The 13416-nt window shown below is 56.5% G+C and carries 12 protein-coding genes; 9 read left to right on the top strand and 3 right to left on the bottom strand.

Annotated features, from left to right (window positions below; genetic code table 11):
• Positions 1-566 precede the first annotated feature (566 nt).
• From rpmH to mnmE, 5 genes are all read left to right on the top strand, one after another.
• On the top strand, positions 567-701 hold the full coding sequence (gene rpmH / locus PspR84_RS29430) for a 50S ribosomal protein L34 (protein WP_003213577.1): 135 nt from the start codon (positions 567-569) through the stop codon (positions 699-701).
• Positions 702-717: 16 nt separating this feature from the next.
• Positions 718-1119, top strand: a complete 402-nt coding sequence (gene rnpA, locus PspR84_RS29425; RefSeq protein ID WP_042704971.1) for a ribonuclease P protein component — start codon at positions 718-720, stop codon at positions 1117-1119.
• Positions 1112-1357 (top strand): membrane protein insertion efficiency factor YidD, encoded by a 246-nt coding sequence (gene yidD, locus PspR84_RS29420; protein WP_077430980.1) that lies wholly within the window; start codon positions 1112-1114, stop codon positions 1355-1357. The genes rnpA and yidD overlap by 8 nt, the downstream gene beginning before the upstream one ends.
• 2 nt (positions 1358-1359) lie before the next feature.
• Positions 1360-3039: a membrane protein insertase YidC gene (gene yidC, locus PspR84_RS29415; protein ID WP_160060031.1), complete on the top strand. Its 1680-nt coding sequence runs from the start codon at positions 1360-1362 to the stop codon at positions 3037-3039.
• Between the two features lie 79 nt (positions 3040-3118).
• Positions 3119-4489 (top strand): tRNA uridine-5-carboxymethylaminomethyl(34) synthesis GTPase MnmE, encoded by a 1371-nt coding sequence (gene mnmE / locus PspR84_RS29410; protein ID WP_160060030.1) that lies wholly within the window; start codon positions 3119-3121, stop codon positions 4487-4489.
• 40 nt (positions 4490-4529) lie between these two features.
• Here the strand turns inward: mnmE and PspR84_RS29405 are convergent, their stop codons facing one another.
• The 3 genes from PspR84_RS29405 to PspR84_RS29395 all read right to left on the bottom strand — a co-directional run bounded on the left by PspR84_RS29405 (position 4530) and on the right by PspR84_RS29395 (position 8538).
• Positions 4530-6965, bottom strand: coding sequence for a TonB-dependent siderophore receptor (locus tag PspR84_RS29405; protein ID WP_160060029.1), 2436 nt, complete (start codon positions 6963-6965; stop codon positions 4530-4532).
• Positions 6966-7084: 119 nt separating this feature from the next.
• Positions 7085-8032 carry a FecR domain-containing protein gene (locus PspR84_RS29400; protein ID WP_160060028.1) on the bottom strand — a complete coding sequence of 316 codons (948 nt, stop codon included), beginning with the start codon at positions 8030-8032 and terminating at the stop codon, positions 7085-7087.
• Positions 8032-8538 (bottom strand): sigma-70 family RNA polymerase sigma factor, encoded by a 507-nt coding sequence (locus PspR84_RS29395; RefSeq protein ID WP_160060027.1) that lies wholly within the window; start codon positions 8536-8538, stop codon positions 8032-8034. The genes PspR84_RS29400 and PspR84_RS29395 overlap by 1 nt, the downstream gene beginning before the upstream one ends.
• Before the next feature lie 571 nt (positions 8539-9109).
• Between PspR84_RS29395 and mnmG the strand changes: the two genes are divergently transcribed.
• The 4 genes from mnmG to PspR84_RS29375 are packed head-to-tail and all read left to right on the top strand — an operon-like array spanning position 9110 to position 13347.
• Complete coding sequence (gene mnmG, locus PspR84_RS29390) at positions 9110-11008, top strand: tRNA uridine-5-carboxymethylaminomethyl(34) synthesis enzyme MnmG (protein WP_016984066.1); 1899 nt, start codon at positions 9110-9112, stop codon at positions 11006-11008.
• Positions 11005-11649: a 16S rRNA (guanine(527)-N(7))-methyltransferase RsmG gene (gene rsmG / locus PspR84_RS29385; RefSeq protein WP_007911906.1), complete on the top strand. Its 645-nt coding sequence runs from the start codon at positions 11005-11007 to the stop codon at positions 11647-11649. Before mnmG ends, rsmG begins: the two co-directional genes overlap by 4 nt.
• Positions 11650-11667: 18 nt before the next feature.
• Positions 11668-12465 (top strand): ParA family protein, encoded by a 798-nt coding sequence (locus PspR84_RS29380; protein ID WP_008084406.1) that lies wholly within the window; start codon positions 11668-11670, stop codon positions 12463-12465.
• A 9-nt stretch (positions 12466-12474) separates the two neighbouring features.
• Positions 12475-13347, top strand: a complete 873-nt coding sequence (locus tag PspR84_RS29375; protein WP_116028606.1) for a ParB/RepB/Spo0J family partition protein — start codon at positions 12475-12477, stop codon at positions 13345-13347.
• Positions 13348-13416 lie beyond the last annotated feature (69 nt).

Genomic DNA, 13416 nt, shown 5'->3' with positions numbered 1-13416 from the left:
GGATATCCCCTAAGTTGAAAGCCGGTGAGGCAAAAACAAGCGGCCATTGTAGCGGCGAGCCGCCCACTTATCCACATGCAGGTTGCCCGGTGTCCATGATTTATCAATGCGTTGAATCAGAAAAAGGCGACCAACGGTGTGTGAATAAGCTCTGTGGATAACCACCTCTAAGGGCACTGGACAACTGGGGGTTGAACTCGGTGGATAACCTGCCTGTGGATAACAGTCCATTCCACACACAGGTTATCCGACAGCGCAGCACAGGCTGAACACGGTTTTCCACTGTAGTTGTCATTCTCTGTACATCACGTCAGACAAGGCCTAATGCTACTTATCCACAGAAGAAGGTGTGCCTAGTTTTTATAAGCTTTACAAAAAAGCTTTAAATAATTCCCTTCTTTATTTTTATGTATGACGAGCAGGTGATCAGGCAAAGAACACCTTGAGATCTATTTATAAGGAAACGCTGGTTGGAAATTGACCTGAAGGCTTGCTTTCTCTAGAATCCCCGGTCTCTTAAAACGGGGGCCATTCCGGCCCGTTGTGGACGAACCAGGTAACACGACATGAAACGTACTTTCCAACCAAGCACTATCAAACGCGCCCGTACCCACGGTTTCCGTGCTCGCATGGCTACCAAGAACGGCCGTGCAGTCCTGTCGCGTCGCCGCGCCAAAGGTCGTGCGCGTCTGGCAGTTTGATAATCCGGTACTGGAGGTGAGTCAGGACTTCAGTCGGGAAAAGCGTCTGCTTACTCCCCGGCATTTCAAGGCAGTCTTTGACTCCCCTACCGGCAAGGTTCCGGGGAAAAATCTCCTGCTCCTTGCACGCAACAACGATCTTGATCACCCCCGTCTCGGGCTGGTTATCGGGAAAAAGAGCGTAAAGCTCTCCGTTGAGCGCAATCGCCTCAAACGTTTGATGCGCGAATCGTTCCGTCTGCACCAGGATTCACTGGTCGGCTGGGACATCGTTATCGTCGCGCGCAAAGGTCTGGGCGATGTAGAAAACCCCGAATTGATTCAGCATTTCGGCAAGCTCTGGAAGCGTCTGGCACGCAGCAAGCCAGTTCCAGAAGTCAAAACCGAAACTGTAGGGGTAGACAGTCCAGATGCGTAAACTGGCCCTCGTTCCGATCCAGTTTTATCGCTATGCCATTAGTCCTTTAATGGCCAACCACTGTCGTTTCTACCCCAGTTGTTCCTGCTACGCGTTAGAAGCCATCGAAAATCATGGCCTTCTGCGCGGTGGCTGGCTGGCCTTTCGTCGTTTAGGTCGCTGTCATCCGTGGAATCCCGGTGGTTATGACCCGGTTCCACCTATCCCTACCTCCCGTTCTTCTTCGATGGCCGAGTAATCATGGATATCAAACGCACGATCCTGATCGTCGCCCTGGCAATCGTGGCCTACGTTATGGTCCTTAAATGGAACCAGGACTATGGTCAGGCTGCCCTGCCGACTCAGAATGTTGCTTCCAGTACGACTACATCCGGTTTGCCGGACACCGCCACTGGCAATAATGCTGCAGCCAGTGACGATATTCCGCGTGCCGCTAGCGATACCAGTGCACCTGCCGAAACGCCGGTAGCCGCCAGCAAGGATCTGATCCAGATCAAAACCGACGTGCTCGATCTCGCGATCGATCCACAAGGTGGTGATGTTGCTCAATTGACCTTGCCTCTGTATCCACGTCGTCAGGATCGTCCTGATGTTCCGTTCCAGCTGTTCGATAACGGCGGCGAACGTGTGTATCTGGCACAAAGCGGTCTGATCGGCACCAATGGCCCGGATGCAAATCCGGCCGGTCGTCCGGTCTACTCCTCGGAGAAGAAGACTTATCAACTGGCTGACGGTCAGGACCAACTGGTCGTAGACCTGAAGTTCAGCAAGGACGGCGTCAATTACATCAAGCGTTTCACTCTGAAACGTGGCCTGTATGACGTAGCCGTTTCCTACATTGTGGATAACCAGAGCGCTCAGCCCTGGAATGGCGCGATGTTCGCGCAGTTGAAGCGCGATGCTAGCGCTGATCCTTCGTCCACAACCGCTACTGGCACCGCAACTTATCTGGGCGCTGCCCTGTGGACAAGTTCGGAGCCGTACAAGAAAGTGTCCATGAAGGACATGGACAAGGCACAACTGAAAGAAACCGTCACCGGTGGTTGGGTAGCCTGGCTACAGCACTACTTCGTGACTGCGTGGATTCCGGCAAAGGGCGAAAACAACATCGTCCAGACCCGTAAAGACAGCAAAGGCAACTACATCATCGGTTACACAGGTCCAACACTGACCGCTGCACCGGGTGCCAAAGTTGAAACCAGCGCTATCCTTTACGCCGGTCCGAAAAGCCAGGCTGTGCTGAAAGAGTTGTCCCCAGGTCTGGAACTGACCGTCGACTACGGCATTCTGTGGTTCATTGCTCAGCCAATCTTCTGGCTGCTGCAACACATTCACGCCATTGTCGGTAACTGGGGCTGGTCGATCATTTTCCTGACCATGCTGATCAAGGGTATTTTCTTCCCTCTGTCGGCTGCCAGCTACAAATCGATGGCGCGTATGCGTGCCGTTGCGCCGAAACTGGCTGCTCTGAAAGAGCAACATGGCGACGACCGGCAGAAAATGTCGCAAGCCATGATGGAGCTGTACAAGAAAGAGAAGATCAATCCGCTGGGCGGCTGCTTGCCGATCCTCGTGCAGATGCCGGTTTTCCTTTCTCTGTACTGGGTTCTGCTGGAAAGCGTGGAAATGCGCCAAGCGCCGTTCATGCTGTGGATCACTGACCTGTCGATCAAGGATCCGTTCTTCATTCTGCCGATCATCATGGGCGCAACCATGTTCATCCAGCAGCAGCTGAACCCGACTCCTCCGGATCCGATGCAGGCGAAGGTCATGAAAATGATGCCAATCATCTTCACCTTCTTCTTCCTGTGGTTCCCGGCAGGTCTGGTGCTGTACTGGGTTGTGAACAACTGCCTGTCGATTGCACAACAGTGGTACATCACACGTAAAATCGAACGGGCTACCCAAGCCGCTGCTTGATTTACACTGTGGATAACCACTCAAAACGCCCCCTAGTGGGGCGTTTTGCTATCTGTCATTTTTGTCTGGATACCGGTCAATGAGCGCACCTCGTGAAACCATCGCCGCTGTCGCCACCGCTCAAGGCCGTGGTGGTGTGGGCATCGTTCGTATTTCCGGGCCGTTGGCCAGCGTTGCAGCGAAAGCCATCACCGGCCGCGAACTGAAACCGCGTTACGCCCATTACGGCCCGTTTTTCAGCGACGACCAGCAAGTCCTCGATGAAGGTCTGGCGCTGTATTTCCCGGGGCCGAACTCGTTCACCGGTGAAGACGTGCTGGAACTGCAAGGCCACGGCGGCCCGATCGTTCTGGATATGTTGCTCAAACGCTGCCTGGAACTGGGATGTCGCTTGGCCCGTCCTGGTGAATTCAGCGAACGCGCCTTCCTCAATGACAAGCTCGACCTGGCCCAGGCCGAGGCGATTGCCGATTTGATCGAAGCCAGTTCTGCACAGGCTGCGCGCAATGCTCTGCGTTCCTTGCAGGGTGCGTTTTCCCAGCGTGTGCATAACTTGACCGAGCAACTGATCGGTTTGCGTATCTACGTCGAAGCCGCCATCGACTTCCCGGAAGAAGAAATCGACTTCCTTGCCGATGGCCATGTGCTGAGCATGCTCGACAAAGTGCGCGTCGAGTTATCCACAGTACTGCGAGAAGCCGGGCAGGGTGCGTTGCTGCGCGATGGTATGACTGTGGTGATCGCCGGTCGTCCGAATGCCGGCAAGTCCAGTCTGTTGAATGCCTTGGCCGGTCGTGAAGCCGCCATCGTTACCGAAATTGCCGGTACGACCCGCGACATCCTGCGCGAACATATCCACATTGATGGTATGCCACTGCACGTTGTCGATACGGCCGGACTGCGCGATACCGATGATCATGTGGAAAAGATCGGGGTCGAGCGCGCATTGAAAGCCATTGGCGAGGCTGATCGGGTGTTGTTGGTGGTCGACGCCACTGCGCCGGAAGCGCTGGATCCCTTTGCCCTATGGCCGGAATTCCTTGAAACCCGACCAGATCCGGCGAAGGTCACCCTGATCCGCAACAAAGCCGATTTGACCGGCGAAGCCATTGCCCTGAAAACCAGTGAAGACGGCCATGTGACGATCAGCCTCAGCGCCAAGTCGGCCGGTGAAGGCCTTGACCTGCTGCGTGACCATCTCAAAGCCTGTATGGGTTACGAGCAGACCTCGGAAAGCAGTTTCAGCGCACGTCGCCGGCATCTTGAAGCCTTGCGCCACGCCAGTGCAGCGTTGGAACACGGCCGCGCCCAGCTGACCTTGGCTGGCGCCGGAGAGTTATTGGCGGAAGATCTGCGTCAAGCCCAGCATTCTCTCGGCGAAATCACTGGTGCCTTCAGCTCCGATGATCTGCTAGGTCGGATATTTTCCAGCTTCTGCATTGGCAAATGACAAAGGGGCTGTGGACAATTTATCCACAGCCCCTTTTCATTTACCAGTTGTAGGAAACCGTACCGAGCAAGGTCCGGTCTTCTCCCCAGTAGCAGCGGCCGGCATCATTGCATCCCGACACATATTCCTTGTCGAACAGGTTTTTCGCATTCAGGTCCACGCTCCAGTGCGTGTCGATCTGATAGCCGATCGCCGCATCAACCAAGGTGACATCGCCGGCATCCAGCTTTCCGTACAGAGAAGGCGAGGTGTAGGCGAAGGCACTGTCGAAGTAACGCACACCGCCACCCACATACAAACCTTTCAGATCGCCATCGAGGAATCGGTATTTCGCCCAGGCCGAGGCCTGATTACGCGGCACGCCGGTCATCTGATGGCCTTTGACCAATGACGTCGCGGCATCCTTGGTGATTCGCGCGTCGGTGTAGGTGTAGGCCGCCGTGACGTTGAGGTTCTGCGTCAGATTGCTGTTAAGTTCCAGCTCTACACCCTTGGAACGGCTTTCGCCCACTTGGCGATAGCTCGACGTGGTGGCGTCGAAGTAGGTGTCGTCCTTTTTGCGCAGGTCGTACACCGAAGCAGTGAACGCTGTGTCCCAGCCGATCGGCTCGTATTTCAGGCCCACTTCATATTGGCTGCTGGTGATCGGATCAAGCGGTGCGCCGGCGTTGGAAATCTGCTGCACCGGCACGAACGAGGTCGAGTAGCTGACATACGGCGTCATGCCGTTGTCGAACTGGTACATCACGCCGCCCTGATAAGTGAATTTCTTATCCTCGGAGCTGATGTCACTCGACTGGGCCACCTTGTCGCGGAAATCACTGTCGACCCAATCCTGACGACCGCCGAGCAGAAACAACCAATGGTCGTACTTGCTCTGGATCTGTGCATAAACCCCTTTCATCTGCTGCTCGAGCAAGGTGTTTTGCACCGCAATCGGTGTGGTAGGGTCGCGCAGGTACACCGGGTTATACACATCGATCGGCCCGACGACGCCGGCATCCCAGTCTTGATTGAAGGAAGTGCGGTCGTAGCTGGCGCCGAATAGCACGGTATTTTCCAGACCGCCGACCTGGAATTTGCCTTCCAGTTGGTTATCCAGCGAATACACCATCGATTTGTTGTAGCGATCGTAGGCCGTCATGTTCAGGCGTGTGCCGAAACCGGCATTGTTGAGGTTGCCCGGCCAGGTTTCGTGGCGGGTAATGCGCGACTGCATGTAGCGCGAGTTCTGCCGGAACTGCCAGTCGTCGTTGAACGAGTGACTGAACTCGTAACCGGTGCTCCAGGTTTCCCGTTCGAAGGTATTCCAGTCCGGATCGCCGAGCATTGTGCCCTTGGATAACTTGCCGTTGGGGTTGGTCAGCAAAGTCCCGGCGGCCGGTAGGCCAAGTTCCATGTTGGTGTGATCCTTCTGGTAGTTGGCCAGTAGGGTCAGCGTATTGAAATCGTCGAAATTCAGAGTCAGCGATGGCGCGATGTAGATCCGGTCATCCGGGACATGATCGGTCTGGGTGTCCGACTTGCGCCCGAGCATCACCACCCGCCCGAGAACATTACCGCTGTTATTGAGTGGACCGGAGACATCGACGCCGATCTGCCTACGATTATTCGAGCCATAACCCAATTGCACTTCGCCTTGTGGCGCGGCGGTCGGGCGTTTGCTCACCAGATTGACCAGACCGCCGGGAGCGTTTTCCCCGTACAGCAGAGAAGACGGGCCGCGGAAAATCTCCACTCGCTCAAGACCATAAGGCTCGGTGCTGGTGTCATAGCGGTTGCCCTGTACGCGTAGTCCATCGCGCAACAGACCGTAGCCGTAATCGGTGGCATTGAAACCCCGTATGAAAAACAGATCTCCGGCCAGACTGTCGCCGGCGGCAAACGGAGGGGCAAAGATCCCCGGGACGTAGCCAAGCACCTCGGTGAGCGTCTGGGATTTCTGATCTTTCATGCGTTGCGCGGTTACGACTGACACCGAGCGTGGCGTTTCCGACAACGGTGTGCTGGTTTTCGTACCAATCCGGCTGCTTTGCGCCTTGTAGCCAACGTCGGCGGCGTAATCCAGGTTCATCGGGTTGGCTAATTGCCCGTTGATGTTGGTCGGGGCCAGTTCCAGCGAGTCACCAGTGGGCAGCGCCTGCAGAATGTAGCTGCTAGGCGCCTGCGGTATGGCTTGCAACCCCGAGCCTTGCAGCAGTTGGGAGAATCCCTGTTCGACGGTGAAGTTGCCGTTCAGTCCCGCACTGCGTAAACGGCTGGTCTGTTGCGGCGAGAACGACAGAATCACGTTCGAAGCAGAGGCGAACTGGCTCAACGCATTGTCCAGCGGGCCGGCAGCAATGGTGTAGCGCTGGGCGGCCATCGCCGCGAAGGCGTTATTGGTCATTACCAGGCAAGGCGCGGCACTGGTCATCAGTAGGCTGTAGGCAATGCAGTGGTGGGAAAAACGCTGACGGAACGTGGGAAGACGCATGTGTGGATAAGCCCTGAAGGTGGCGAAGAGCCGCGTTTATCGCGATTACCTGTAGGGCCGGGTCAGGGCAAAAAAAGATAACCCTGGTTTCAATTTATTTTTCCCCAGGTGATTTTCGATCAGACGTTGTGGCTGATCGAGACCCAGTAACGGGTGAAGTAGCGGACGTTGATCGGTAACGAGGCCTGGAGATTGGCCAGAACGGCATCGGTGGAGTCGAGCCGAAAGGTGCCGGATACCCGCAGATCCCGGGCGCGCGCGTCGCAGTGCAAAACCCCGCTGCGATAACGGCCCAATTCTTCGATCACATCGCCCAAACGTGCATTGAGGACGATCAATTGGCCGTTGGTCCATGCCACTTCCGAGGGTTGGAAGGGATGAATGAGTCCGATATGCCGGCTATCGAAGTCAGCGCCTTCCCCTGCATTCAGAATAATGGCGGCTGTTGATGAATCCCCCGGTTGAACGCTGACCCGATTTTCCAGCACCCCCACGCGGGTAGAACCCGGGAACTGGTGGACGGAGAATCGAGTGCCCAAGGCTTGTATCCGGCCATCACGGGTTTCGACGAAAAAGGGTCGTTGATCGCCAAGCTTTCCGGTTTGGATCAGGATTTCGCCCGAGCGCAGGCGAATCAGCCGCTGTACCGGGTCGAAAGACACGTCAATGGCAGTGTCGGTGTTGAGCTGAATCTGGCTGCCATCCGCCAATGCGATATTGCGAAGCTGACCAACCCCGGTTTTATAGTCCGCCCAAACATTCCCCAAGGAAGCGTGATGCTGAACATTCCAGCCAACGAACCCCGTCCCCGCCCCGAGCAGCAACAGTTTCAGCACCTGACGGCGTTGCTGACCGGTGTTCAGTGCCCGACGTTTCAGATCCTGCGGTAGTGTGCCGAGGTGGCGTTGCATTTGTTCCATCTGGTTCCACGCCGCCAGATGTGCCGGGTCGCTATCTATCCACAGCTGCCAGGCCTTCTGTTCGGCGAGCGTCGGCGGATCCGTTTGAAACTGCACATACCAACTGGCGGCCGCTTCGAAAACCTGACGGTTGGGGGCGATGGCCATCAACGCTGCGCCATGACCAGGGCACATTCCGTCAGGGAGCGGATCATGTGTTTCTTCACCGTGGTCAGAGAAACCTTCAGCTGCAGGGCGATCTGTTGATAAGTCAGGCCATCGATCTGCGACAGCATGAAAATCTGTTGGCTTCTGGCGCCGAGCCCGGCCAAGGCTTTATCCACAGCGACCAGAGTTTCGATGATCAGCGCCTTGTCTTCCTCGCTGATGGCGGTGGCTTCCGGTCGAGCCGCCAGGGTCTGCAAATATGCTGCTTCGATAGCCTGTCTGCGATAACGATCAATCACCAGACCGCGTGCAATTGTCGCCAGATAGTCCCGTGGCTCGCGAATCTGCGCGGCATTGCGGGCCGCCAGAATCCGCACAAACGTGTCATGCGCCACATCGGCGGCATCGCAGGCGTCATGCAATTTTCCCTTGAGCCATCCATATAGCCACGAATGATGTTGCTCGTAGATTTGCTCAATCGCAGCGGTGTGGGCGGGTAGGGACATAGGGAAAACTGATGAGTTAATGATAATGCCTATTATTAGCCCCTGTTACGTTCTCTCACAATAGCCCTCGCACTTCCCTCCATCAGCTTCTTTGTCGCCAGCGAACCCTCGCTGGTGTTTTTTTTGCGCGCTGAAAAAGCTGCTGTATCGTTTTTTCTGTGGATTAAGCCCTGTGAATAACTGCCACTGAGGTCGGTTGATAACAGGGCTTAAAAACTGGACATAAACCCCTCTGTGGATAACCTTCCCTTTCATCCACAGGCTTACAGCGGTTATCCAAGGGCCTCATTAGCACATGAGCACAGGGTTTTAAAACTCTGTACACATTGAATATAAAGGCCTGTAGCAATCTATCCACAGAAAGGTGGCTCAGTAAGAATAAACATAAAAACAAAGGTTTTATAAATTTCTCTCTTTTTTATTCTTTTAACCTCGAGTTCTCCACAGCTGGTTAAATTTTGTGCAAAGGGTTCTTTAGGAAGGGCGAAGTCCCTATACTTGTCGACCAGGTTCAGAAACCTGATCTCAAACTATTCCTGAATTACCTACTTAAGCAGGCACGAGGTGCGTGGTGGATTTCCCTTCCCGTTTTGAAGTGATCGTCATCGGCGGCGGTCATGCCGGTACCGAGGCAGCACTGGCCTCAGCACGTATGGGGGCAAAAACCCTGTTGCTGACGCATAACGTGGAAACCCTCGGTGCCATGAGTTGCAACCCGGCCATCGGTGGTATTGGCAAAAGCCATCTGGTCAAGGAAATCGATGCCCTCGGCGGCGCGATGGCAACGGCCACCGATTTGGGCGGCATCCAGTTTCGCGTGTTGAACAGCCGCAAAGGCCCAGCCGTACGGGCGACCCGTGCGCAAGCCGACCGGATTCTGTACAAAGCCGCTGTCCGCGAAATTCTGGAAAACCAGCCGAACCTGTGGATATTTCAACAAGCGGCTGACGACCTGATCGTCGAGCAGGAACAAGTCCGTGGTGTTGTCACGCAAATGGGTCTGCGCTTTTTCGCCGATTCCGTGGTGTTGACCACCGGTACGTTCCTCGGCGGACTTATCCACATCGGTTTGCAGAATTTCTCCGGCGGTCGCGCCGGTGATCCGCCGTCGATCGCCCTGGCTCACCGTCTGCGTGAACTGCCACTGCGTGTCGGTCGCCTGAAAACCGGCACACCGCCGCGTATCGACGGCAAGTCTGTGGATTTCTCGGTGATGACCGAGCAACCCGGCGATACGCCGATTCCGGTGATGTCGTTCATGGGCAACAAAGAACAGCATCCACGTCAGGTCAGTTGCTGGATTACTCACACAAACGCCCGCACCCACGAAATCATCGCCGCGAACCTCGATCGTTCGCCGATGTATTCCGCCGCTGGTGAAATCGAAGGCATCGGCCCGCGCTACTGCCCGTCGATCGAAGACAAGATCCATCGCTTTGCCGACAAGGAAAGCCATCAGGTGTTTATCGAACCGGAAGGTTTGACCACCCATGAGCTGTATCCGAACGGGATATCCACAAGCTTGCCGTTCGACGTGCAATTGCAGATCGTGCAATCGATCCGTGGCATGGAAAACGCGCACATCGTGCGTCCGGGTTATGCGATCGAGTACGACTACTTCGATCCACGCGACCTGAAGTACAGCCTGGAAACCAAAGTCATCGGCGGTCTGTTCTTCGCCGGGCAAATCAACGGCACCACCGGCTACGAAGAAGCTGGCGCCCAAGGTTTGCTCGCTGGCGCCAACGCCGCACTGCGCGCCAAGGGCAAAGAAGCCTGGTGCCCGCGTCGCGATGAAGCCTACATCGGCGTTTTGGTCGACGACCTGATCACCCTCGGTACCCAAGAGCCGTACCGCATGTTCACTTCCCGTGCCGAGTACCGTCTGATTCTGCGTGAGGACAACGCTGACCTGCGTCTGACCGAAAAAGGTCGCGAGCTGGGTCTGGTCGATGACGCGCGTTGGGCGGCCTTCTGCAAGAAACGCGAAAGTATCGAGCTGGAAGAGCAGCGCCTGAAAAGCACCTGGGTTCGCCCGAACACGCAGCAGGGCGATGCGATTGCCGAGAAATTCGGCACGCCGCTGACCCACGAATACAACTTGCTCAACCTCTTGAGTCGACCGGAAATCGACTACGCTGGTCTGGTCGAAGTGACCGGCAACGGCGCCGAAGATCCACAGGTTGCCGAACAGGTGGAAATCAAGACCAAATACGCCGGTTACATCGACCGTCAACAGGACGAAATCGCCCGTCTGCGCGCCAGTGAAGACACGAAACTGCCTGTGGATATCGATTACACCAACATTTCCGGTCTTTCCAAGGAGATCCAGAGCAAGCTCGGCGCGACTCGACCAGAGACGCTGGGCCAGGCTTCGCGGATCCCGGGTGTGACCCCGGCAGCGATTTCGCTGCTGATGATTCATTTGAAAAAACGCGGCGCGGGCCGTCAGTTGGAGCAAAGCGCTTGAGTTCTAAGGTCACTTCGCAACACGCCGAAGAGTTATCCACAGGAGCCCGCGAGCTCGGTGTCAATCTCACTGAAACCCAGCACGAATTGCTGCTGGGTTATCTGGCCCTGTTGATCAAATGGAACCAGGCCTACAACCTGACCGCTGTGCGCGATCCGGACGAAATGGTGTCGAGGCATTTGCTCGATAGTCTCAGCGTGATGTCGTTCATCGAGAACGGTCGTTGGCTCGACGTTGGCAGTGGCGGCGGCATGCCAGGCATCCCGTTGGCGATCCTGTATCCGGATTCGCAAGTGACTTGTCTGGACAGCAACGGCAAGAAAACCCGCTTTCTGACTCAGGTCAAACTCGAACTCAAACTGGATAACCTGCAAGTTATCCACAGCCGTGTCGAAGCCTTCCAGCCTGCACAGCCGTTCAACGGGATTATTTCCCGGGCGTTCAGCAGTATGGAGAACTTCACCAACTGGACTCGCCACCTCGGCGATGCCGATACACGATGGCTGGCAATGAAGGGCGTTCATCCGGCCGATGAGCTGGTAGCATTGCCGGCAGACTTCAAACTCGATAGCGAACACGCCCTGGCCGTACCCGGTTGCCAAGGCCAACGCCATCTGCTGATACTGCGCCGCACGGCATGATTGGGAACACAAGCAAGAATGGCTAAGGTATTCGCGATAGCGAACCAGAAGGGTGGTGTGGGTAAGACCACCACCTGCATCAACCTCGCAGCATCCCTGGTCGCGACCAAGCGCCGGGTGCTGTTGATCGATCTCGATCCACAGGGCAACGCCACCATGGGTAGCGGTGTGGATAAACACGGCCTGGAAAACTCGGTCTACGACCTGCTGATCGGCGAATGCGATCTGGCCCAGGCCATGCACTATTCCGAGCACGGCGGTTACCAACTGCTGCCGGCCAACCGCGATTTGACGGCGGCCGAAGTGGTGCTGCTGGAAATGCAGATGAAGGAAAGCCGTCTGCGCAGCGCGCTGGCGCCGATCCGTGAAAACTACGATTACATTCTGATCGACTGCCCGCCGTCGCTGTCGATGCTCACGCTGAACGCACTGGTCGCCGCTGACGGGGTGATTATCCCCATGCAGTGCGAGTACTTCGCGCTCGAAGGCTTGAGTGACCTTGTGGATAACATCAAGCGCATCGCTGAATTGCTCAACCCGAACCTGAAAGTCGAAGGCCTGCTGCGGACCATGTATGACCCGCGCCTGAGCCTGATGAACGACGTTTCGGCGCAGCTCAAGGAACACTTCGGCGATCAGCTGTACGACACGGTGATCCCGCGCAACATCCGCCTGGCCGAAGCGCCGAGCTACGGCATGCCGGCGCTTGCCTACGACAAGCAATCGCGCGGCGCCCTGGCTTATCTGGCCCTGGCCGGCGAGATGGTTCGTCGTCAGCGCAAAAACTCACGCATCGCCGCCGCTCAGGCAACTTAAGGAATCCCCATGGCCGTCAAGAAACGAGGTCTCGGACGTGGACTGGATGCACTGCTGAGTGGTCCGACCGTCAGCGCGCTGGAAGAACAAGCGGCGCAAGCTGACACCCGCGAACTGCAGCACTTGCCACTGGATCTGCTGCAGCGCGGCAAATACCAGCCGCGCCGCGACATGGATCCTCAGGCGCTGGAAGAACTGGCAGCGTCGATCAAGGCGCAAGGCGTGATGCAGCCGATCGTGGTGCGCCCGATTGGCGGTGGCCGCTTCGAGATCATCGCCGGTGAACGCCGCTGGCGCGCGAGTCAGCAAGCCGGGCAGGAAACCATCCCGGCGATGGTGCGCGACGTACCGGATGAAACCGCGATCGCCATTGCGCTGATCGAGAACATCCAGCGTGAAGATCTCAACCCGATCGAAGAAGCGGTGGCCCTGCAGCGTTTGCAGCAGGAGTTCCAGCTGACGCAGCAACAGGTCGCCGAGGCTGTGGGTAAGTCCCGCGTCACTGTGGCTAACCTGTTGCGGCTTATTGCACTGCCGGAAGTCATCAAGACCATGTTGTCCCACGGCGACCTGGAAATGGGTCATGCCCGTGCTTTGCTCGGTCTGCCGGACAATCAGCAGGTGGAAGGGGCGCGACATGTTGTCGCACGCGGCCTCACCGTGCGCCAAACTGAAGCACTGGTTCGTCAGTGGTTGAGTGGCAAACCGGAGCCTGTGGAAGCGAGCAAACCCGACCCGGATATCGCCCGCCTCGAACAGCGTCTGGCCGAGCGCCTAGGCTCTGCGGTGCAGATTCGCCACGGCAAGAAGGGAAAGGGTCAGTTGGTGATCGGTTACAACTCCCTCGATGAGCTTCAAGGTGTGCTCGCGCACATCCGCTGAAACATTTCCTCATGTAGCGCGCAGTCGGAAATCACTACCTGACAGTTGAATAGGGGCAGAACCGCCCCT

Source organism: Pseudomonas sp. R84 (assembly GCF_009834515.1).
Taxonomy (GTDB): Bacteria; Pseudomonadota; Gammaproteobacteria; order Pseudomonadales; family Pseudomonadaceae; genus Aquipseudomonas.
This window is presented reverse-complemented; position numbering and strand designations above follow the sequence as displayed.

Coding starts and splice junctions, on each gene's coding strand:
- rpmH (WP_003213577.1), top strand. CDS start 567: ATGAAACGTACTTTCCAACCAAGCACTATCAAACGCGCCCGTACCCAC.
- yidD (WP_077430980.1), top strand. CDS start 1,112: ATGCGTAAACTGGCCCTCGTTCCGATCCAGTTTTATCGCTATGCCATT.
- yidC (WP_160060031.1), top strand. CDS start 1,360: ATGGATATCAAACGCACGATCCTGATCGTCGCCCTGGCAATCGTGGCC.
- mnmE (WP_160060030.1), top strand. CDS start 3,119: ATGAGCGCACCTCGTGAAACCATCGCCGCTGTCGCCACCGCTCAAGGC.
- PspR84_RS29405 (WP_160060029.1), bottom strand. CDS start 6,965: ATGCGTCTTCCCACGTTCCGTCAGCGTTTTTCCCACCACTGCATTGCC.
- PspR84_RS29400 (WP_160060028.1), bottom strand. CDS start 8,032: ATGGCCATCGCCCCCAACCGTCAGGTTTTCGAAGCGGCCGCCAGTTGG.
- PspR84_RS29395 (WP_160060027.1), bottom strand. CDS start 8,538: ATGTCCCTACCCGCCCACACCGCTGCGATTGAGCAAATCTACGAGCAA.
- PspR84_RS29380 (WP_008084406.1), top strand. CDS start 11,668: ATGGCTAAGGTATTCGCGATAGCGAACCAGAAGGGTGGTGTGGGTAAG.
- PspR84_RS29375 (WP_116028606.1), top strand. CDS start 12,475: ATGGCCGTCAAGAAACGAGGTCTCGGACGTGGACTGGATGCACTGCTG.